Genomic DNA, 21,615 nt, shown 5'->3' with positions numbered 1-21,615 from the left:
AATAAAGCCAAAAGAGAACTAGGATTTGTATTAATGGCACTTAATATAAGAAAAGTAGCAGCTCGACGAGCTGAAAACAATCAAAAAAATTATAAAAAAGACAATTTCTATATTATTTCAATAGAAATTGTCTTTTTTCACTTATTCAGAAACTTTATGTCCCAGACTCTTCTTTATTTATACTTTTTATTAACTAATGTCAAAGCTTTATCGCGATTTTTAAAATGTTTCTTTGAAATAGAGTCTAACTTACTAATATTATATTTTTCAATTATTTGAGCAGCGATTAAATCTACTTTAGGATTAGCTCCTTTTGGAATATCAGAATGCATCATTTTTGATATGGAATCCATGTGTTTAACAAAAGCATAACGAGAAATGATACTTGCTGCTGCAATAGCAAGTGATTTAGATTCCCCTTTTGTTTCAAATTTTGTTTTATTTGGAAAAGGTAAGTCGCTTAGAGCATAACGTTTATAAACGTTACGTTCTGCGAATTGGTCAATGACAATGTAATCTAATACTTCAGTATCTATCTTTTTAGTTACATTTTTTATCGCTTCATTATGAAGGACGGCTTTCATTTTTACTTGAGACCAACCCAATTCTTGTCTTTCATTATACTTAGTATTATTTAATGTGAGTAATGAATGAGGAATAAAGGTAATAAGTTGTTCTGCAAGTTCAATAATTTTAGGATCTGTTAATTTTTTCGAATCATCTACGCCTAGCGTTTTTAAAATGTGTATATGCTCTTTGGATACATAAGCAGCACAAACAGTTAATGGTCCAAAATAATCGCCGCTACCTGCTTCATCACTTCCTATACAGTTATAATCATTATATATTATACTATGAGTAATATCTGTCTTTGGATTTTGGACATTAGTTACAGACTCAGTAGTACAAAATTGACGCGCTACGTGTTCAGCATGTTTTCCTTGAAACATTACTTTCCCTGAATTATAAATACTAATTACAGTGTCATTATATTTAGTTCTTGCTTTCATTCCATTAGGTAAGTTGGATATATTAAAGTTAAGTTGTTTCATAAGTTGCTCAATATCTTGATTAGTTAATTTATGTACTATATTTCCCATAAATTATTTAAACCTCTCTTTTCAAATACTAATAGATACACTTTAACATAATAAAGATAAGGACGTAGAATTAATGGCATAAATAAATAGTACTTTAAATCTATAATTACAAATAAGAGATGCTCATGTATAATAATAATAATCTACTTATTCACTCAATAATACATTAGTCAAAGAAATTTAAAATATTATCAAAAGTCAGGAGTTAATACAATGGGAGAATTTAAAAATCGTATTAATGTATCGATTAATGATCAAAATTTTACGATTATCGGTGACGATGATCCTGAGCATATACGTTATGTAGCACATTTAGTGGATGAAAAGTTAAAAATATTAGGACGTAAATCAGCAGGACTAGATACAACAAGAAAAGCAATTTTAACTGCAGTGAATATCATGGACGAAAAGGTGAAATTGGAAGAAGAAAATGAAACATTAAAACAAATTATTTATGAATTAAAACAACAGGATAGATAAATGATTGTAGATTTAGTACTTATACTTATGATTTTGATTTATATGGTGATTGGTTTTAGAAGAGGCCTTTGGTTGAATAGTCTTCATTTGTCATCTACACTTGTCTCATTGTTCATTGCGTATCGGTATTACCGAGACATAACAAAGCAAATGATTGTTTTTGTTCCTTTTCCTAAAACAGTTGCTTTCGATACACACTTTGCATTTCAATATCATGATGTACAACAACGCTTTGATACTATTGTGGCGTTTTTATGTATTGCGTTTTTAAGTAAGTTGCTTTTATATCTTATTATTGTAACTTTTGATAATATAGTGTCATATCATAATATTCATTTTGCAAGTCGAGTATTTGGAAGCTTATTGGGTATTATTGCAAGTATGATTGTACTGCAACTTGTTTTATATTTAGTATCTTTATATCCTAATGAATGGATTCAAGAAAATTTGAAGCATGGTTATTTGAGCCATATTATTTTATTTAAGATGCCGTTTTTATCATCTTATATATTAAATTTATAAATAAAAAAGATAAAAGGTCAGGACTAGGTGATGGATATAAACCTCCTGGTCTCTTTTTATGGAGTGAATGTAATGACTAAAAAAGATGTAATTCAACTATTAGAAAAAATCGCTATATATATGGAGCTAAACGGGGAAAATACTTTTAAAGTTTCTGCTTATCGAAAAGCAGCACAAAGTCTAGAGATTGATGAACGAACACTTGACGAAATAAAAGACGTTACAGAATTAAAAGGAATTGGAAAAGGTGTAGGTGAGGTCATTAATGAATATCGAACAACAGGCACTTCATCAACTTTAAAAGAATTACAACGTTTAGTTCCTGAAGGATTACTTCCTTTAATGAAAATTCAAGGCTTAGGTAGTAAAAAAATTGCAAAGCTATATAAAGAATTAAATATTACAGATAAAGAGAGTCTTCAAGATGCTTGTGAAAAGGGAAAAGTTAGTGAATTAAGTGGATTTGCTAAAAAAACTGAACAAAACATACTTGAAGCAGTAAAAGCACTAGGAGCTAAAAAAGAGTATTACCCTATTGATCTGATGCGAAATTTAAATAAAGATATTATGGCTTATTTAGAACAATTAGAAGAAGTTGAACGTTATTCCGAAGCAGGTAGTTTCCGTCGTTATAAAGAGGTAAGTAAAGATTTAGACTATATTATTAGTACACGAGACCCTCTTCATGTGCAACAACAACTTTTAAATATTCCAAATAAAGTAAAAGAGGTTGCAGTAGGAGAAACAAAAGTGTCACTTGAATTGGTATATGATGATGAAACAATCGGTGTAGACTTTAGACTCATTGAACCAGAAGCATTCTATCACACATTACAGCATTTTACAGGCTCCAAAGAACATAACATTCGAATTAGACAACTCGCTAAAGCACAAAATGAAAAAGTAAGTGAGTATGGTATTGAACAACAAGATGGAACATTACTACAATTCCAAAGTGAAGCTGAGATTTATCAACATTTTGGAAGAAATTGGGTTGCTCCAGCAATGCGAGAAGATGGTAGTGAATTTGATCGTGATTTAAATTCAATCATTACGTTAGAGAATATTAAAGGTGATCTCCATATGCATACAACCTATAGTGATGGGGCTTTCTCTATACGTGAGATGATTGAAGCAAATATTAAAAAAGGCTATGAATACATGATTATTACGGATCATTCAAAAAGTTTAAAAGTGGCTCATGGTTTACAAATTGAACGACTATTACGTCAAAATGAAGAAATAAAAAAATTGAATGAAGAATATACAGAAATAGATATCTACTCAGGCACAGAAATGGATATTTTACCCGATGGATCATTAGATTATGACGATGATATATTAGCGCAACTTGACTATGTTATTGCAGCTATTCATCAAAGTTTCAATCAATCTGAAAAAGAAATTATGAAACGCCTAGAACATGCATGTCGTAATCCTTATGTTAGACATATTGCACATCCAACTGGTCGTATAATTGAGCGACGTGAAGGGTATCAACCTAATATAGAACAGCTGATGCAACTTGCTGAAGAAACACAGACGGTGATGGAAATTAATGCTAACCCAAAACGATTAGATTTAAATGCTGCCACCGTTAAAAAATATCCAAGTGTTAAATTAACAATTAATACAGACGCACATCATGTGGATCATCTTGATTTTATGAAATATGGTGTAGCTACTGCGCAAAAAGGATTTGTAAACAAAGACAGAGTGATTAATACAATGACTCGTGATGCTTTTAAAGATTTTATTAATAATAATACTAAATTACAGAAATAGAGGGATTGTATGAGACAAAAAACATTAGACGTCTTAGAATTTGATAAGATTAAATCATTTGTAGCTTCTGAAACTATAAGTGATTTAGGGCGTGAAAAAGTGTCTAAAATGTCTCCAGCAACTGATTTTGAAACTGTAGAGTTTCAAATGAATGAGACAGATGAAATATCACAAATTTATAATAAGCATCGTTTACCTAGCTTAAGTGGTTTATCAAAAGTATCGCCGTTAATTCATCGTGCTAAAATTGGTGGCGTGCTTAATGTAACTGAATTAAATATAATTAAGCGCTTGATACAAGTTCAAAATCAATTTAAAACATTTTATAATCAATTGCTTGAAGAAGATGAAGGGGTTGTAAAGTATCCCATTTTAAATGAAAGAATGAATCAACTACCCGTACTCGTTGATTTATACCAAGAAATAAATGAAAAATGTGATACCTATGACTTATATGATAATGCAAGTTATGAATTGCAAAGTATTCGGAGCAAAATATCAAGTACAACTCAACGTATTAGACAAAATTTAGATCGTATTGTAAAAAGTCAAGGAAATCAAAAGAAACTTTCAGATGCCATTATTACAGTGCGAAATGATCGCAATGTCATACCTGTAAAAGCAGAGTATCGTCAAGATTTTAAAGGGATTGTGCATGATCAATCAGCTTCTGGACAAACGCTTTATATTGAACCATCCTCAATTGTTGAAATGAATAACCAAATTAGTCGATTACGAAATGATGAGGCAGTAGAACGTGAACGTATATTAACAGAATTGACAGGTTTAGTAGCTTTTGATGCTGATAATTGTTTAGTAGCGGAGTCAGTAATGGGACAAATTGATTTCTTAACAGCTAAAGCGCGTTATGCACGAACAATTAAAGGCACTAAACCTACTTTTTATAAGGAAAGAACAGTATACTTACCTAATGCTTATCATCCTTTATTGAATAAAGACACAGTCGTACCAAATACAATTGAATTTATTGATGATATTGAAACGGTTATTATTACTGGACCTAACACAGGTGGTAAAACAGTCACGTTAAAAACTTTAGGACTTATCATTGTGATGGCTCAATCTGGTTTACTTATTCCTACATTAGATGGTAGTCAATTAAGTGTCTTTGAAAACGTATATTGTGATATAGGTGATGAACAATCGATTGAACAATCACTATCTACGTTTTCATCACATATGAAAAATATTGTAGAAATTTTAGAAGAAACTGACAAAAATAGTCTTGTTTTATTTGATGAATTAGGCGCTGGAACCGATCCAAGTGAAGGGGCTGCGTTAGCCATGAGTATTCTCGATTATGTAAGAGAGATTGGTTCACTAGTAATGGCAACTACGCATTATCCAGAGCTTAAAGCATATAGTTATAATCGGGAAGGCGTTATGAATGCAAGCGTTGAGTTTGATGTGAAGACTTTAAGTCCAACTTATAAATTATTAATGGGAGTCCCTGGACGTTCAAATGCTTTTGATATTTCTAAAAAATTAGGTTTAGGATTGAACATCATTAATAAAGCAAAAACAATGATTGGTACAGATGAACAAGAAATTAATTCAATGATAGCATCTCTAGAAAAAAATTCTAAGCGTGTGGATGAACAACGTATTGAGCTTGAAAAATTATTAAGAGAAGCAAGAACAACGCATGATGACCTAGAACATCAATATCAACAATATAAAAATTATGAACAAAAATTAATGGATGAAGCTAAAGATAAAGCAAACCAACGTATTAAATCGGCTACTAAAGAGGCAGATGACATTCTAAAAGATTTAAGAGACATGCGAGACAAAAAAGGTGCCGATGTTAAAGAGCATGAACTTATTGATAAGAAAAAACAGTTAGAAGATCAATATGAAGCTAAATCTTTAAAACAAAATGTAAAAAAACAAAAATGGGATGATATTCGTACTGGCGATGAAGTAAAAGTATTATCTTATGGACAAAAAGGTGAAGTATTAGAATTAAACGGAGAAAATGAAGCTATAGTACAAATGGGTATTATCAAAATGAAATTACCTATTGAAGATTTAGAAAAAACGAAAAAGAAAAAAGAAAAACCAACTAAAATGGTGACACGCCAAAATCGTCAAACTATTAAAACAGAATTAGACTTAAGAGGGTATCGCTATGAAGAAGCGGTTGGAGCTTTAGATCAATATATTGACCAAGCTGTGTTAAGTAACTATGAACAAGTTTATATTATTCATGGTAAAGGAACAGGTGCGCTTCAAAAAGCAGTTCAAAGTCATCTCAAAAAACATAAAAGTGTTAAATCATTTCGTGGTGGAATGCCAAGTGAAGGTGGATTTGGTGTTACAGTAGTAGAACTTAAATAATATAAAACTTTAATGTTGATTTTTTTAGAATTTGACGTACAATAAAGCAAGCATTTAATTTTGATAAAAATGTATGACAAGAATATAAACAGTGATAAAGATGAGCAAGAGCAATGCAGATATATAGAAAGTCTGTTATAATTTGCTCATCATTCAATATTTAAGGAGGATTGGCAATTATGGCAATCGTAAAAGTTACAGATTCAAATTTTGATGAAAACATTCAATCAGGTGTTAAATTAGTAGATTTTTGGGCAACTTGGTGTGGCCCTTGTAAAATGATCGCGCCTGTATTAGAAGAATTAGCTGGAGACTATGATGGTAAAGCAGATATCTTAAAATTAGATGTAGATGAAAACCCATCTACAGCTGCTAAATTTGAAGTAATGAGTATTCCAACTTTAATCGTATTTAAAGATGGAGAAGCAGTAGATAAAATAGTAGGTTTCCAACCTAAAGAAAACTTAGCAGAAGTTTTAGATAAACATCTATAATATTAAGTACAATTATAAAAGAATGGGGCATTACATTTAATGTAATCGCTCCGTCTTTTTTATGTGGACTTCAAAATAATAGGAGGGAGGAGACGGATGGCCGACTACCAAGACAACATTAGAGATAAATTAAGTGTCGTCCCATTTGAACCAGGATGTTATTTAATGAAAGATCGAAACGATCAAATTATTTATGTAGGTAAAGCAAAACGTTTAAGAAATCGATTGCGCTCTTATTTTACTGGGGCACATGATGCAAAAACGACACGTCTTGTTAGTGAAATTCGTAACTTTGAATTTATTGTAACTTCAAGTGAAACAGAGTCATTATTACTTGAGTTAAATTTGATTAAGCAATATCAACCTCGCTATAATATTTTATTAAAAGATGATAAAAGTTATCCTTTTATTAAAATTACTAAAGAAAAACATCCTCGTTTACTTGTGACTCGTACAGTAAAAAAAGGTACAGGAAAATATTTCGGACCTTATCCTAATGCGTATTCAGCACAGGAAACTAAAAAATTATTAGACCGTATTTATCCTTTTAGAAAATGTGACAATATGCCAGATAAATTATGTCTATATTATCATATTGGTCAGTGTATGGGACCATGTGTGTATGATGTAGATCAACAAAAATATGCACAAATGACGCGTGAAATTACTGATTTTTTAAATGGAGAAGATAAAACAATTCTTCATAATCTCGAAACACGTATGCTAGATGCTAGTGAAAAATTAGATTTTGAACGTGCTAAAGAATATAGAGATTTAATTCAACATATTCATAATTTAACTAAAAAACAAAAGATTATGTCTTCAGATAATACGATTAGAGATGTTTTTGGATATAGCGTTTCTAAAGGTTGGATGTGTATTCAAGTGTTCTTTATTAGACAAGGAAACATGATTCAACGTGATGCAACAATGATTCCTCTACAACAAACAGAAGAAGAAGAATTTTATACGTTTATTGGGCAATTCTACAGCTTAAACCAACATATTTTACCTAAAGAAGTACACGTACCAAAAAACTTAGATAAAAACATTATTCATTCTGTAGTTGATACAAAAATTGTCCAACCTGCGCGTGGAACAAAAAAAGAAATGATTGATTTAGCTAATCATAATGCTGAAGTTGCACTAGAAAATAAATTCCAATTAATCGCTAAAGATGAATCTAGAACGGTAAAGGCTATTGAAGAACTAGGTGAAAGAATGGGAATTCAAACGCCAATAAGAATCGAAGCATTTGATAATTCAAATATTCAAGGTGTTGATCCAGTTTCAGCAATGGTAACGTTTGTGGATGGTAAACCGGATAAAAAAGGGTATCGTAAATACAAGATTAAGACTGTGAAAGGACCTGACGATTATAAGTCAATGAGAGAAGTTGTACGCCGTCGTTATACGCGTGTACTTAATGAAGGACTTCCATTACCAGATCTTATTATTGTTGATGGCGGTAAAGGACATATGTCTGGTACCATAGACGTACTAGAAAATGAACTAGGTTTAGATATTCCTGTTGCTGGGTTAAGGAAAAATGATAAACACCAAACATCTGAATTATTATATGGTTCAAATGCTGAAGTTGTACCACTAAAGAAAAATAGTCAAGCCTTTTATTTACTCCATAGAATCCAAGATGAAGTGCATCGTTTTGCGATAACATTCCATCGTCAAACACGACAAAAAACAGGATTACAATCTGTTCTTGATACAGTAGATGGTATAGGAAGTAAACGAAAAACAAAATTATTAAGAACATTTGGCTCTATAAAAAAAATGAAAGAAGCTAATATAGAAGATTTAAAAGCTGCAGGATTACCCAAAAAAGTAGCTGAAAATCTACAATCAGCTTTAAAAGAAGATTAACTACAAAAAAAGGGGTATGAGTTTGAAATTCATACCCCATAAATATAGAAAGAATGTTACAATAAAGTTAACAAACAGCTTCTTTTTTTAAGAAAGTATGGAAGCGTTTTCTAAATGAGAAATATTATCATTTGATAGTAGTTGTATGCTTATAATGTAATACTTGCATATCTCATTTATTCGTTTTGATTTTAGTTGTATTTACTTTTTTAAGACATACTTGTTGTTATAAAAAGTATTAACACTCAATCTAATAATAAGTTACTGTCTGACCTATTAGATATTCAGAAGATTTATACTTATTATAATTATAGTGGTTTTTTATACATACGAGTACTAAATAAAATAGTAAATACTTATATACTACTATCTTAAAAAGAAGCTATTTAAATTATATGTTTTATAACAGGGGGGACTCTTTTTGGCTAAGTCTAAAAATGAATTCTATCTTAGACGTCTTCATTCATTACTAGGGATTGTTCCGATTGGTGCATTTTTAATTGTTCATTTAATGGTTAACCACCAAGCGACTCAAGGAGCTGAGGCTTTTAATAAAGCTGCAGGCTTTATGGAATCTCTACCATTTTTATTGGCAACTGAACTTATTTTGATTTACATTCCAATTTTATATCATGGATTATATGGTATTCATATTGCTTTTACTGCTAAAGAAAATATCGGCCATTACTCATTATTTAGAAACTGGATGTTTGCGTTACAAAGATTAACAGGTATTATTGCTTTTATATTTATCTTTGTACATTTATGGCAAACACGTTTACAAAAACTTTTCTTTGGCAAAGAAATCAGTTATGACATGATGCATCAAACGTTACAAAATCCAATTTGGGTTATTGTGTACATTATTTGTATCATTGCCGTAATTTTCCATTTTTCTAATGGTATTTGGTCATTCTTAGTAACATGGGGATTTTTACAATCTAAAAAATCACAACGTATTTTCACATGGGTTTCATTAATTATTTTCTTAATTCTTTCTTACATAGGTGTGACTGCAATTTTAGCTTTTGCATAAAATTTGAGAGTAATTAAAGAAAAGTTATAAAAGTAATAAATAGTTTAGTTTCAGATATATTTTAGGGGAGTGACAATTCTATGGCAGAGAAAAAAATTATTGTTGTCGGAGGTGGCCTTGCGGGGCTAATGTCAACAATTAAAGCTGCAGAACAAGGTGCACATGTGGATTTATTCTCAATTGTACCTGTTAAACGTTCGCACTCTGTATGTGCCCAAGGTGGTATCAATGGTGCGGTAAATACTAAAGGTGAAGGAGATTCACCATGGATTCATTTTGACGATACAGTATATGGTGGGGATTTCTTAGCAAACCAACCACCAGTCAAGGCAATGACAGAAGCTGCACCAAAAATTATCCATTTATTAGACCGTATGGGCGTTATGTTTAATAGAACAAATGAAGGATTATTGGACTTTAGACGTTTCGGAGGTACGCTTCATCATAGAACTGCATATGCTGGGGCAACAACAGGGCAACAATTACTTTACGCTCTAGATGAACAAGTTCGTTCTTTTGAAGTTGATGGTTTGGTTACTAAATATGAGGGATGGGAATTTTTAGGATTAGTTAAAGATGATGAAGATGCAGCAAGAGGTATTGTTGCTCAAAATTTAACTACTTCTGAAATTAAATCTTTCGCTTCTGATGCTGTGATTATGGCTACAGGTGGTCCTGGCATTATTTTTGGTAAAACAACAAATTCAATGATTAATACTGGATCAGCCGCATCTATCGTATATCAACAAGGCGCTAAATATGCAAATGGTGAATTTATTCAAATACACCCTACGGCAATTCCTGGTGATGATAAACTACGTTTAATGAGTGAATCTGCACGTGGTGAAGGTGGTCGAATTTGGACCTATAAAGATGGTAAACCATGGTACTTCTTAGAAGAAAAGTATCCTGATTATGGTAACTTAGTACCACGTGATATCGCAACACGTGAAATCTTTGATGTATGTATCAACCAAAAACTAGGTATTAATGGTGAAAACATGGTGTATCTTGATTTGTCTCATAAAGATCCACATGAATTAGATGTTAAATTAGGTGGTATTATCGAGATTTATGAAAAATTCACTGGCGATGATCCACGTAAAGTACCTATGAAAATCTTCCCAGCAGTACATTATTCAATGGGCGGTTTATATGTAGATTATGATCAAATGACAACAATTAAAGGTTTATTTGCTGCAGGAGAATGTGATTTCTCTCAACATGGTGGTAACCGTTTAGGCGCTAACTCATTATTATCAGCGATATACGGTGGTACTGTGGCAGGTCCAAATGCAATTAAATACGTTGAAAATATTGAAACATCATATACTGAGTTAGATGACAGTATTTATCAAAAACGCGTAGATGAAGAACAAAAACGCTTCGATGAATTACTTAATATGCGTGGTACTGAAAATGCTTATAAACTTCATCGCGAGTTAGGTGAAATAATGACAGCTAACGTTACAGTAGTACGTGAAAATGATAAATTATTAGAAACAGATAAAAAAATTGTTGAGTTAATGGAACGTTATCAAAATATTGATATGGAAGATACACAAACTTGGAGTAACCAAGCTGTATTCTTTACACGTCAATTATGGAACATGTTGCAGCTAGCACGTGTAATAACAATTGGGGCGTATAACCGAAATGAATCTCGTGGAGCACACTATAAACCAGAATTTCCAGAACGTAATGACGATGAATGGTTAAAAACAACTTTAGCTGAATATCAAGGTAAACATGAAGCGCCTAAATTCACTTATGAGCCTGTAGATATTAGTTTAATTCCACCACGTAAACGTGACTATACAAGTAAATCTAAAGGAGGTAAAAAATGATGGCTAACAATCAATCAGTAAAAGAAACTCCAGAAGAATTACGTCATACAGATAAACAACATAATCAAGATGCAACACAAAAAGAAGAAAAAAATACGCAAAAAACAATTAAATTAATTGTTAAACGTCAAGATAATCAAGAAGCAAAAGCTTATGAAGAGACATTTGAAATTCCTTATAAAGAGAATTTAAATGTTATCGCTTGTTTAATGGAAATCAGACGTAACCCTGTTAATAGTAAAGGTGAAAAAACAAAGCCAGTAGTATGGGATATGAACTGCTTAGAAGAAGTATGTGGGGCATGTTCTATGGTAATCAATGGTCGTGCTCGTCAAGCATGCTCAGCTATTGTCGACCAATTAGAACAACCAATTCGTTTAGAGCCTATGAGTACATTCCCGGTTATTCGTGATTTACAAGTTGATCGTACAAGAATGTTTGATAACTTAAAACGTATGAAAGCTTGGATTCCAATCGATGGTACTTACGATTTAGGACCAGGTCCACGTATTCCAGAAAAGAAACGTCAAACAGCCTATGAATTATCAAAATGTATGACATGTGGTGTATGTTTAGAAGTATGTCCCAATGTGACACGTAATAATAAATTTGTTGGTGCTCAGGCTATTTCACAAGTGCGTTTATTTGATTTACATCCAACTGGTGCCATGACTAAAGATGAACGTTTAAATGCATTAATGGGTGAGGGTGGTTTACAAGAATGTGGTAACTCACAAAACTGCGTTAACGCATGTCCAAAAGGTATTCCATTAACAACATCTATTGCAGCAATGAACCGTGAAACTTCTTTCCATATGTTCAAATCATTCTTTGGGTCTGATCATCAAGTTAATTAAATATGATTGATTTGCCAGCAAAGTAAAAACTTTGCTGGCTTTTTTAATGGATAGTTCACAATGAATATAAATGTTCATTTAACCAAATGAAAATGATTAATAATATCAATTAATGAATCATTAGGTTTGTCTATGGTAAAATAAAAGTATTATGTATTATAAGGATGAATGTAAATGAATAAACCTATTGGCGTCATAGACTCTGGAGTTGGAGGACTAACCGTAGCTAAAGAAATCATGCGACAACTTCCTAATGAAACAATATATTATTTAGGGGATATTGCAAGGTGTCCATATGGTCCAAGACTTGGAGAAGAAGTTAAAGCCTTTACAACACAACTTGCTAATAAACTAATGGAATTTGATATAAAAATGTTAGTCATTGCTTGTAACACTGCAACCGCAGTGGCATTAGAACATTTACAACAGTTATTACCAATTCCAGTTATAGGAGTTATTGAACCCGGTGCTAGGACCGCTATTATGACTACAAAAAATCAAAAAGTTTTGATTTTAGGTACTGAAGGTACGATTAAATCAGAAGCTTACCGCCATCATATTAAACGAATTAATCCAAATGTCGAAGTATATGGGGTAGCATGTCCAGGTTTTGTACCACTCGTTGAACAAATGCGTTATGATGATCCTACAATAACTAGTATTGTCATACATCAGACTTTAAAACATTGGCGTAATACAGATGCCGATACTGTTATTTTAGGCTGTACGCATTATCCGTTATTATATAAACCTATTAATGATTATTTTGGGGGAAATAAAAAAGTTATTTCTTCTGGACTGGAAACTGCACGTGAAGTAAGTGCTTTGCTTACTTTTAGTAATGAACATGCAAGCTATACCCAACATCCAAAACATCGATTTTTTGCAACAGGTAATACTGTTCATATTAAACATATCATTTCTCAATGGTTAAAATTAGATGTAGAAGTTGAACGTATAAAAGTAGATTAAAATAGAATAGAAAGGAAGATTTAAGTGTCAGATATTGTTATAGCTTCTAATAATAAAGGTAAAATAAATGATTTTAAAACCATTTTTCCTAATGATAATGTTATCGGCATTTCAGAAATTATAAAGGATTTTGATGTTGAAGAAACAGGTACAACTTTTGAAGAAAATGCGCGATTAAAATCTGAAGCGGCAGCTAAAGCACTCAATAAAAGAGTAATAGCAGATGATAGTGGTTTAGAAGTATATGCGTTAAATGGTGAGCCCGGTGTATATTCGGCACGTTATGCAGGTCTCGAGAAAAATGATGAGTCAAATATTGATAAAGTACTTCAAAAATTAGATGGCGAGACAAATAGAAAAGCACAGTTTGTATGCGTCATTAGCATGAGTGCTCCCAATGAACCAACACGTATGTTCAAAGGAACTGTCTCAGGAGAAATTACAACAAAACGTGAAGGCGATAACGGGTTTGGGTATGATCCTATTTTTTATCTTCCAGAAAAGAAAAAAACAATGGCTGAATTAACTACAGAAGAAAAAAGCGATGTGAGTCATCGTGGGAATGCAATTAAAGCTTTAAATGAATATTTGGAGCGTGAAAAATAATGTCTAAATGGTTAATTGTAAGTGATAATCATACAGAGTCTGGAATTTTGTATCAATTATATGACTATCATAAAGACGCTGATGTATGTTTACATTTAGGAGATTCTGAATTTGAATATAACGATACCGAATTAAGCTTATATCAACGTGTAAAAGGAAATTGTGACTTTTATCCTGAATTTCCAAATGAAGAAATCATTGAAAAGAATGATGTTAAAGCATTTTACACTCACGGTCATCTTTATGGTGTGAATCAAACACGTATGCGTATAGCTGAAAAAGCACACTCTTTAGGTTGCCAACTTGCTTTTTATGGGCACACACATGTAGCTAAATATGAAAAATTAGGCGACGTGCATGTTATAAATCCAGGTAGTATTTCGCAATCACGTAGTAACATAGAAGAAACGTATGCAGAATTACTTATAGAGGATGAAAGTAAAAAAGCTACGTTAAATTTTAGAAATAGAGATCATCAGGTCATTCACTCAATAGAATTTGAAATCAATTAATAATTAAAGGAGGCTAGGACTAAGATGACGTGCGTCCTAGTCTTATTTAATTTTAAATATAAGTGATAGATATTTAATGTAGTTAGTTTGACTAAATATAAATGAAGAAAGTAAGTGAACGGTAACAATTATACGTAATTAGTGGAAAATATAAACTTTTTTTTTATTAAAGCTATTGCTAAATAAGATTTTTTTAGATATAATAATTCTTGTGTTAAAAAATAATGTCCTGGTAGCTCAGCTGGATAGAGCAATGGCCTTCTAAGCCATCGGTCGGGGGTTCGAATCCCTCCCAGGACGCTAATAGCTTTTAATTAAGCACATTTTTATTTCAAGAACGCTGTAATGACGGCGTTCTTTTTATTTTGCCTATTAATTGAATATCATAGTCCATCAATTTTTAGGGACTTTTCAGGGACCCAAGTCCCCAACTACATTGCGTTGATTATTTCTACTGCTTTTTGATTTTCTTCTTTATATTGTTCTTCTAATAAATGTGAATATACATCCGTTGTAACTGAAATATTTTTATGACCTAATCTTTTTGAAATGTAATAAATAGAAACACCTTTTGCTAAAAGATAAGAACAATGTGTATGTCTTAACGCATGAGAAGTTATCTCTTTTATTCCTAGATCATTACAATATGCTTTTAATCTTTTATTAACCGCATTGATAGTTAAATTGCCAAAAACACTACCGTCAATCGTTGCTGGTAACTTTGAAACTGATTGTATGATAAATTTCATATCGTCTTTACTTACTTCAACATATCTAGGAGATGAGTCTGTTTTGTGTTCATCTATATATATTTCATTTTTAACTTGATTGAGATACTCTCTTTTTAAATTTAATGCACCACTAACACGACAACCTGTACAAATCATAATATATAAAACTAATGAAGAAGCATTATCTTTAGTTTTTAGATATTGTTTTAATTTCTCATAATCTTCTAGGTTAATAAATTTACTATCTTCACTTTTATTTGGGTTACTTGCTCTATAATTCACTTTGAATGTAGGGTTTTTAGTTATTAAACCTTCATACACTGCATCATCTAATGACGTTCTAATATAACCGTTTAATTTTCTGATTGATTCTTTAGAATGAGATTTAGAGAAATCATTTATAAAATTTTGATAGTGATACCTAGAAATGTCTTTTAAAGGCTTTTTACCGATACTATGTTCGCTTATATGTTTTATAGCTGAAGCATACGACTTGTACGTTCTAGGGCTTACAGTGGATAATTTGAACGTTTCACACCACGTTTTAAAATATTCATTCAATGTTAAGTTAGGTTGATAGTCAATGCCATTTTTTAATTCACTCATTCTTTCTAGTCCAGCAGCATCAGCTTCACGTTTTGTTCTAAACCCTTTTTTACGATACCTTTTACCTTCGTATTTAAATTCATACTGCCATTTTTTACCGTCATAACAACGTGTTTTCATATAATCACCTCAAAAAAAGTAAAAAAATAATAAGGGTAGGCGGACTACCCTAAAATTTATTCTGTTTCTTGCACTCTTTGTTTGTATTGATCATAACTTTCTCCCGCATCTGATGTTAAAGCTGGACCACCACCAATACCACCGTAATTATCTGGGTTTTCTTTAACATCTTTAGTAAATGCTTGTGCTTCTTCATATTGTTGTCTTGAAGGTCCATTATCAGCTTGTTGCGATTGGTTAGACGTATTGTTGTTTGGTTGATTTGGTGCAGGTACGCTAGATGGTTCTTCTGTATTTTGAGTAGAAACGGCCACTTCTTTTTGTCCATTGTCATTTAACGTCTTAGAATTATCATCGTTTTTATTCGTATCATTATTGTTTGTTGTTTCTTTTGTAGAATTAGCATTTTCATCATTCGACTTTGCTACTGTTTGATTTTTGCTATCGTTATGTTCTTTATTATCATCTATAACTTTATCGTTATTATTACTGCTATCTGTTAAATCTTCTGTTACTGAATAATCTTCAGATTTTAAGTCATCTAACTTAATTGTTTTAGTACCTAATTTTTTACCATCGGCACCTTTTGTAGCTTTTAAAACTACATCTTCATCATTTTGTAATTTATAAGTCATGATACCTTTTGCAGTTTTACCTTTTTTAATAGTATCAGTGCTATGTTCATTCCACTTTCCAAGTTTACCAGTCGTTGGAGTAATACCTACATCTAATTTATTTACAGTATTATCGCTATCTTGAGTTGCTTCAAAGCAAGCAAACCATACATTCATTGAAGTTATATCTTCACTATCTGATTTGTTTTTAACATGATACTTGAAAGCTAATAACTTATCTCCTGAATCTTTGTCGTTAAGAATAAAAGTATCATCAATTTTTAATACTGCTTGATCAATAACTAGAGTGTTATTTGCGAACTGTGGTTTATTTTCATTAACTGATTTAGTTTCAGTATTATTAGATTTTTTACCATCTGAATTATTATCGTCATTATTACCGCAAGCGCCTAGAATTAAAGCACTGCTAAAGATTAAAGCTAAAAACTTTTTCATATGCATTTCTCCTTTACTATATATCTTTATATTCAAACACTCGTAATGGCTCAAACTGAATAACGTATTTACCGTATCGAGTGGAATAACCATATTTTTGTTTATAATGCGCAATACTTTGTAGGACAAAACTCTCTGTAACTTCAAAAAAATTAGCAAGTTCATATAAGTTATGAATACCTTGCAAAAATGCTTTTACAATATCTTTGAGAGGGACTAACTTTTCGTAGGCTAATTTACGTGCATAACCTTCAAATTTTCTATGATTAAAATTACTTTGATCAACTATATTTCCATATGTAAGTTCGTTATGAGCAAGTTCCTCTGCAAGTGTTTCAAGTTTGGAAGTGATAGCCAGATTACGATTAATTAAAATCATATCCCCAAGCCATAAACCAGATAACCTTTTAGGTAAGTTATCACATTCAATGACTTCAATATAGTCATGTTCAATTAACATATCCTCATATTTCCCCACATAAAACACCCTTTATTTTCTTTTACTTCTTATGTATTCAGCATAATCAAGAATTTCTTGCCATTCTGCATCTGTTAAATCACCATCAAGATGTGCTGCTAAATGATTAGGTTTTTCTTCAACCACTAATTCCTCACGACCGCTTAATTCATCTAAAGATACTCCAAAGAAATCAGACAAAGCACTAGCATGTTCCATAGAAGGACTTGTTGTTCCTTTTTCCCATCTATCAATTGATGCTTTAGAGAACTTAACGTTGTACTTTGAATTTAATCTGTCACTCAATTCTTTTAGAGAATAATTATTAGCTTTTCTAAGGTTAGAAAGGTTATCCGAAAATTTTGTCATTGTTTTTTTCTCCTTGATTTGTAATTTACAAACTTATTATATAAGTTTGTTCCCAAAAATGCAACGCATTTTACAAATTTATTTCTCAAAAATGAAATTTATTTGTTGACACTAAAAAAATAAGCGTGTATAGTTCTTAGTGTAATCTCATAAATGAGACGAAAGAGGTGAGAGAAAATTGAATACTAAGCGTTATCAAAAACTCAGAAATTTTATTGATGAAAGTAAATATTCGCATAAAGAAGTGGCTGATATGATTGGAATGACACCAGCGAGATTTAGTCAGAAAATCAATAAAAATAAGAGTAATTTCACGATTGATGAAGCTAGTGCTATTTGTGATGTTTTAGATATTAGTATGGATGATTATTTTTTTAACCCTAATGTCTCAAAATTGAGACGTAAGGAAAAAGTAATTAGTTAATTAAATGACGATTTCAACGCTCACATTGAGCGTATAAGAGCGAGAGTGAGCGACGATATGAGCCACGCCATAATAAATTATTAGGTCATTGCCAAGACTGTACGTTGAATGTGGGCGTTGAAAAGAAGAAGGAGGAATTAAAAGGTGCAAGATTTACAAGTAGTAGAACAAAATAATGAATTTTATATAGACAGTCGAGAAGTAGCAGAAATGGTTAATAAGGAACATAAACATTTAATAAGAGATATCGAAAATTATAAAAGTGTAATTTTGCAAAGTCCAAATTTGGACCCTGCTAATTATTTTGAAGAATCTACTTATATTGGTGGAAATAATCAAACTTATAAACACTACTTACTTACTAAAAAAGGTTGTGACATGGTAGCAAACAAAATGACAGGTTCAAAAGGTGTACTGTTCACAGCAATGTATGTAGATGCATTTCACAAAATGGACGAACACATTAAACAACAAGCACAAATCAGTACACCAACAAGTCAATTAGAAGCAATAAAGATGTTCGTACAAATACAAGAAGAACAACAAGCATTTAATCAACGTATCGAAAATGAAGTAACAGGTATCAGAAATATCGTAGGTATAGAAACGAAAAACTGGCGTAATGATACAAACAAAATACTATCAGCCATTGCTCAACATTTAGGTGGTGGAGATATGCACAAGAAAATTAAATCAGAAGCATATACAGCACTTGAAGAAAAAGGTCGCTGCAACTTAAAAGTTCGCATGCAAAACAGAAAAGGAAAAATGCTAGCTAATGGTGCTACAAAAACACAAATCAATAAATTATCAAAGTTGGATGTAATAAATGATGATCCGAGATTAATTGAAATTTATATATCAGTAATTAAAAGTATGGCAATCAAATATGGCGTTGACGTAAGTCAATTTGAAATTTAAGGAGGAATAACCATGAAATTTTTATACAAAACAACCCTCCTCATCACAATGGCAGTTGTGACGTGGAAGGTTACAAAAATCGAAAGCTATTTAAAACCAAAAACGATTGATGTGTCTTTATCTAAATCGCGAGCTAATCAGTATCAACAGACAAGAAGGTTTTTAAACTCTCTTCCAAAAGCCGTTCAGAACGATATTGAGAATTAAGTAAATGGTAGAAAACATCTTTTGTTTCTTCAGAATAACTAGAGTAATTTTCTTCGATGTGATTATTTAACTTATCTTGGAAATCTAAAGAATCAATCTCACTGTCAACTTCATTTTCAATCGCACGAAATTTGGTTTCGAACTCAGTTTTATCCATATCCAACACCCCTTTCTTTAAAGGATAACCATATTATACACGAAAGGAAGTAAGCCTTATGGTTCAAACAATCAACGTTACAGTACCAATTCCTGAAACACACGTTGTAATTACGAAAGAAGAGTATCAGGAACTTGTTAATAATTCACTTGATCCAATTTGGAGTTTAGAAGAATTAAAACGAAAAATGAAAATATCTTCTGACGAAACAATTAAAAAGAAATTATTATTTCGACCTAAATTCATGAAGATATTCAAAGAAAAAGGAATTGTTCATTATCCAAATGAAGATTATAACCGTTGGCATATTAATGCTAGAAAGATGAATGATTTCATTGATGAACATTTCGAAGAAATTCATAGAAAGGAATAAAAAGATGACTAACGAAGATAAATCATTATCAATTGCTGGAACAATGACGCTAGTATTATTCACGTTTTTAATGATATGTGGAGTGTTCATTGCACAAGCACTAGGTTTAGGAATACTAGCTGGAATGATAACGCACATATTCTTCAGCGAATATTACTACAAAATAAAAGACTGAATGCTATCGGCAAATAGCAAACAGTCGAACACTAATAAAATGAATTTCAACTCAATCATACAACGGGAGGATAAACCGTGCAAGAACTAAATATAAATCAAAAGAACGCAATCGAACTTTCAATGCTTGCAATCGAAAATAGAACACTTAAACAACGAATAGCATTAAAAGATGAAATTATCGATGACTTAATGAAAGATATCCGATACTGGTCAACAATGTACCAATCAGCAAACACTAGAGCAGATAAGAACGCACAATCAATAGTCGAATGTACGGAGGTGCATGAACGTGAAAGAAACAGTCACTTACCTAATTAAGCTGAAAGATGCACCTTACGACTTATATATCAGAAACAGACCTAATACTCCCGAAGATACAGAATACACAAGAGATAAACGTAGAGCGAGAGAGTTTGACGGGTTAGATAAAACTTCAATAGACATGACACAACATGCAGCAATCAAAAAAGTAGTAACAGAAACAACTGAATATAAGGAGGTAGAACTTGATGACTGAACAGACATTATTTAATCAACTTAACCAAAAAGATGTAAACGACCATGTAGAAAAGAAAAACGGGCTTACTTATCTAGCTTGGTCATATGCTCATCAAGAATTAAAAAAGATTGATCCTGAATACACTATTAAAACTCACGAATTTCCACACCCTGATGTAGCTAGAGATGATTATTTTGTACCCTACCTGTCTACACCAGAAGGATACTTCGTACAAGTATCAGTTACAGTCAAAGGTCATACAGAGACAGAATGGTTACCAGTATTGGACTTTAGAAACAAGTCGTTAGCTAAAGGTAGCGCAACAACATTTGATATTAACAAAGCACAGAAACGTTGTTTTGTGAAAGCTGCCGCACTTCATGGACTAGGTTTATATATCTACAACGGCGAAGAAGTGCCAAGCGCAAGTGATAACGATATTACTGAATTAGAAGATCGTATTAATCAGTTTATAACGCTATCACAAGAAAAAGGTAGAGACGCAACGTTAGATAAAACAATGCGTTGGTTAGGTATTCAAAACATTAACAAAGTTACTAAAAAAGATATTGCAGTAGCACATCAAAAATTAGATGCAGGACTAAAACAGTTGGATAAGGAGAATGGCAATGACTAATTTAACAATTTTAACAGGTCGTATCACTAAAGACTTAGAACTAAAACAAGCAGGGCAAACTCAAGTGACTAATTTCTCAGTAGCAGTAGATAACCCATTCAAAAGAGATGATACTTCATTCTTTGACATTGTAGCGTTTGGTAAAACTGCACAACTACTTAATAACTATTGTGGTAAAGGTAGCAAAATCTTAATTGAAGGCAACTTGAAACAAGATAGATTTCAAGATAAAGAAGGACACAATCATTCAGTAGTACGAGTGATCGCTAACAGAATTGAATTCTTAGATAGCAAAGGTAGTAATCAACAAAACAATCAATCTAAACAACGAGGACAAGCACCAGCAGGCAATAACCCGTTTGCAAATGATGACAACGATATTTCGGATGATCTCCCTTTTTAGGATGTGATTAA

27 protein-coding genes, 1 tRNA gene and 1 pseudogene are annotated in these 21,615 nt (G+C 31.9%); 23 read left to right on the top strand and 6 right to left on the bottom strand.

Annotation, left to right across the window (positions count from 1 at the left end):
- Window positions 1-177, top strand: a pseudogene (locus AC2FB1_RS00820) (IS5/IS1182 family transposase); the annotation flags it as partial.
- Here the strand turns inward: AC2FB1_RS00820 and rnhC are convergent.
- Entirely contained in the window at window positions 174-1,100 is a 927-nt protein-coding gene (rnhC, locus tag AC2FB1_RS00815) for a ribonuclease HIII (RefSeq protein WP_490673384.1), read from the bottom strand. The pseudogene AC2FB1_RS00820 and the gene rnhC sit on opposite strands and share 4 nt — an antisense overlap.
- A gap of 213 nt (window positions 1,101-1,313) precedes the next feature.
- Between rnhC and zapA the strand changes: the two genes are divergently transcribed.
- From zapA to AC2FB1_RS00750, 13 genes are all read left to right on the top strand, one after another.
- Window positions 1,314-1,580 (top strand): cell division protein ZapA, encoded by a 267-nt coding sequence (gene zapA / locus AC2FB1_RS00810; RefSeq protein WP_490673383.1) that lies wholly within the window; start codon window positions 1,314-1,316, stop codon window positions 1,578-1,580.
- A complete protein-coding gene (locus tag AC2FB1_RS00805; protein ID WP_490673382.1) occupies window positions 1,581-2,102 on the top strand; it encodes a CvpA family protein in 522 nt (173 codons plus the stop codon).
- 72 nt (window positions 2,103-2,174) lie between these two features.
- Entirely contained in the window at window positions 2,175-3,887 is a 1,713-nt protein-coding gene (gene polX, locus AC2FB1_RS00800; protein ID WP_490673381.1) for a DNA polymerase/3'-5' exonuclease PolX, read from the top strand.
- Window positions 3,888-3,896: 9 nt separating this feature from the next.
- On the top strand, window positions 3,897-6,248 hold the full coding sequence (locus AC2FB1_RS00795; protein WP_490673380.1) for an endonuclease MutS2: 2,352 nt from the start codon (window positions 3,897-3,899) through the stop codon (window positions 6,246-6,248).
- Window positions 6,249-6,427: 179 nt separating this feature from the next.
- Window positions 6,428-6,742: a thioredoxin gene (gene trxA, locus AC2FB1_RS00790; protein WP_070718777.1), complete on the top strand. Its 315-nt coding sequence runs from the start codon at window positions 6,428-6,430 to the stop codon at window positions 6,740-6,742.
- A 96-nt stretch (window positions 6,743-6,838) separates the two neighbouring features.
- Window positions 6,839-8,623: an excinuclease ABC subunit UvrC gene (gene uvrC, locus AC2FB1_RS00785; RefSeq protein ID WP_490673379.1), complete on the top strand. Its 1,785-nt coding sequence runs from the start codon at window positions 6,839-6,841 to the stop codon at window positions 8,621-8,623.
- Between the two features lie 421 nt (window positions 8,624-9,044).
- Window positions 9,045-9,659 carry a succinate dehydrogenase cytochrome b558 subunit gene (locus tag AC2FB1_RS00780; RefSeq protein ID WP_490673378.1) on the top strand — a complete coding sequence of 205 codons (615 nt, stop codon included), beginning with the start codon at window positions 9,045-9,047 and terminating at the stop codon, window positions 9,657-9,659.
- An 80-nt stretch (window positions 9,660-9,739) separates the two neighbouring features.
- Window positions 9,740-11,506 carry a succinate dehydrogenase flavoprotein subunit gene (gene sdhA / locus AC2FB1_RS00775; protein ID WP_490673377.1) on the top strand — a complete coding sequence of 589 codons (1,767 nt, stop codon included), beginning with the start codon at window positions 9,740-9,742 and terminating at the stop codon, window positions 11,504-11,506.
- The gene (sdhB, locus tag AC2FB1_RS00770; protein ID WP_490673376.1) at window positions 11,506-12,363 is read left to right on the top strand and encodes a succinate dehydrogenase iron-sulfur subunit; all 858 of its coding nucleotides are present in this window, start codon (window positions 11,506-11,508) and stop codon (window positions 12,361-12,363) included. The genes sdhA and sdhB overlap by 1 nt, the downstream gene beginning before the upstream one ends.
- Window positions 12,364-12,537: 174 nt before the next feature.
- Window positions 12,538-13,335 carry a glutamate racemase gene (racE, locus tag AC2FB1_RS00765; RefSeq protein WP_490673375.1) on the top strand — a complete coding sequence of 266 codons (798 nt, stop codon included), beginning with the start codon at window positions 12,538-12,540 and terminating at the stop codon, window positions 13,333-13,335.
- 24 nt (window positions 13,336-13,359) lie between these two features.
- Complete coding sequence (locus tag AC2FB1_RS00760) at window positions 13,360-13,941, top strand: XTP/dITP diphosphatase (protein ID WP_490673374.1); 582 nt, start codon at window positions 13,360-13,362, stop codon at window positions 13,939-13,941.
- The gene (locus tag AC2FB1_RS00755; RefSeq protein ID WP_490673373.1) at window positions 13,941-14,453 is read left to right on the top strand and encodes a YfcE family phosphodiesterase; all 513 of its coding nucleotides are present in this window, start codon (window positions 13,941-13,943) and stop codon (window positions 14,451-14,453) included. The genes AC2FB1_RS00760 and AC2FB1_RS00755 overlap by 1 nt, the downstream gene beginning before the upstream one ends.
- A 226-nt stretch (window positions 14,454-14,679) precedes the next feature.
- A tRNA-Arg gene (locus AC2FB1_RS00750) sits at window positions 14,680-14,753 on the top strand.
- Window positions 14,754-14,884: 131 nt separating this feature from the next.
- Here AC2FB1_RS00750 and AC2FB1_RS00745 read toward each other — a convergent pair.
- The 4 genes from AC2FB1_RS00745 to AC2FB1_RS00730 are packed head-to-tail and all read right to left on the bottom strand — an operon-like array spanning window position 14,885 to window position 17,806.
- On the bottom strand, window positions 14,885-15,910 hold the full coding sequence (locus AC2FB1_RS00745) for a tyrosine-type recombinase/integrase (protein WP_490673372.1): 1,026 nt from the start codon (window positions 15,908-15,910) through the stop codon (window positions 14,885-14,887).
- A gap of 56 nt (window positions 15,911-15,966) precedes the next feature.
- The gene (locus AC2FB1_RS00740; protein ID WP_490673371.1) at window positions 15,967-16,980 is read right to left on the bottom strand and encodes a DUF5067 domain-containing protein; all 1,014 of its coding nucleotides are present in this window, start codon (window positions 16,978-16,980) and stop codon (window positions 15,967-15,969) included.
- Window positions 16,981-16,996: 16 nt separating this feature from the next.
- The gene (locus AC2FB1_RS00735; RefSeq protein ID WP_490673370.1) at window positions 16,997-17,458 is read right to left on the bottom strand and encodes an ImmA/IrrE family metallo-endopeptidase; all 462 of its coding nucleotides are present in this window, start codon (window positions 17,456-17,458) and stop codon (window positions 16,997-16,999) included.
- A gap of 12 nt (window positions 17,459-17,470) precedes the next feature.
- Window positions 17,471-17,806, bottom strand: a complete 336-nt coding sequence (locus AC2FB1_RS00730; protein WP_049420376.1) for a helix-turn-helix domain-containing protein — start codon at window positions 17,804-17,806, stop codon at window positions 17,471-17,473.
- 178 nt (window positions 17,807-17,984) lie between these two features.
- Here AC2FB1_RS00730 and AC2FB1_RS00725 point away from each other — a divergent pair, with 178 nt between their 5' ends.
- From AC2FB1_RS00725 to AC2FB1_RS00715, 3 genes are all read left to right on the top strand, one after another.
- The gene (locus AC2FB1_RS00725) at window positions 17,985-18,230 is read left to right on the top strand and encodes a helix-turn-helix domain-containing protein (RefSeq protein ID WP_490673369.1); all 246 of its coding nucleotides are present in this window, start codon (window positions 17,985-17,987) and stop codon (window positions 18,228-18,230) included.
- A 144-nt stretch (window positions 18,231-18,374) separates the two neighbouring features.
- Entirely contained in the window at window positions 18,375-19,151 is a 777-nt protein-coding gene (locus tag AC2FB1_RS00720) for a Rha family transcriptional regulator (protein ID WP_490673368.1), read from the top strand.
- Window positions 19,152-19,163: 12 nt separating this feature from the next.
- Entirely contained in the window at window positions 19,164-19,358 is a 195-nt protein-coding gene (locus tag AC2FB1_RS00715; RefSeq protein WP_490673367.1) for a hypothetical protein, read from the top strand.
- Here the strand turns inward: AC2FB1_RS00715 and AC2FB1_RS00710 are convergent.
- The gene (locus AC2FB1_RS00710) at window positions 19,285-19,515 is read right to left on the bottom strand and encodes a hypothetical protein (protein ID WP_490673390.1); all 231 of its coding nucleotides are present in this window, start codon (window positions 19,513-19,515) and stop codon (window positions 19,285-19,287) included. The two genes, AC2FB1_RS00715 and AC2FB1_RS00710, sit on opposite strands and share 74 nt — an antisense overlap.
- Window positions 19,516-19,573: 58 nt before the next feature.
- Between AC2FB1_RS00710 and AC2FB1_RS00705 the strand changes: the two genes are divergently transcribed.
- From AC2FB1_RS00705 to AC2FB1_RS00680, 6 genes are all read left to right on the top strand, one after another.
- Window positions 19,574-19,888, top strand: a complete 315-nt coding sequence (locus AC2FB1_RS00705; RefSeq protein WP_490673366.1) for a DUF771 domain-containing protein — start codon at window positions 19,574-19,576, stop codon at window positions 19,886-19,888.
- 4 nt (window positions 19,889-19,892) lie between these two features.
- Window positions 19,893-20,063 (top strand): hypothetical protein, encoded by a 171-nt coding sequence (locus AC2FB1_RS00700; RefSeq protein WP_490673365.1) that lies wholly within the window; start codon window positions 19,893-19,895, stop codon window positions 20,061-20,063.
- A 77-nt stretch (window positions 20,064-20,140) separates the two neighbouring features.
- Complete coding sequence (locus AC2FB1_RS00695; protein ID WP_490673364.1) at window positions 20,141-20,383, top strand: hypothetical protein; 243 nt, start codon at window positions 20,141-20,143, stop codon at window positions 20,381-20,383.
- A complete protein-coding gene (locus AC2FB1_RS00690) occupies window positions 20,355-20,582 on the top strand; it encodes a DUF2483 family protein (RefSeq protein WP_490673363.1) in 228 nt (75 codons plus the stop codon). The genes AC2FB1_RS00695 and AC2FB1_RS00690 overlap by 29 nt, the downstream gene beginning before the upstream one ends.
- A complete protein-coding gene (locus tag AC2FB1_RS00685; protein WP_490673362.1) occupies window positions 20,575-21,201 on the top strand; it encodes a Sak single strand annealing protein in 627 nt (208 codons plus the stop codon). Before AC2FB1_RS00690 ends, AC2FB1_RS00685 begins: the two co-directional genes overlap by 8 nt.
- Entirely contained in the window at window positions 21,194-21,604 is a 411-nt protein-coding gene (locus tag AC2FB1_RS00680) for a single-stranded DNA-binding protein (protein ID WP_490673361.1), read from the top strand. Before AC2FB1_RS00685 ends, AC2FB1_RS00680 begins: the two co-directional genes overlap by 8 nt.
- Window positions 21,605-21,615: the final 11 nt, after the last annotated feature.

It is taken from the genome of Staphylococcus sp. CoH_129_LAB_1 (assembly GCF_058191515.1).
Note: the sequence above shows the minus strand (reverse complement) of the source record. Positions and strands in the feature narration are given on the sequence as shown.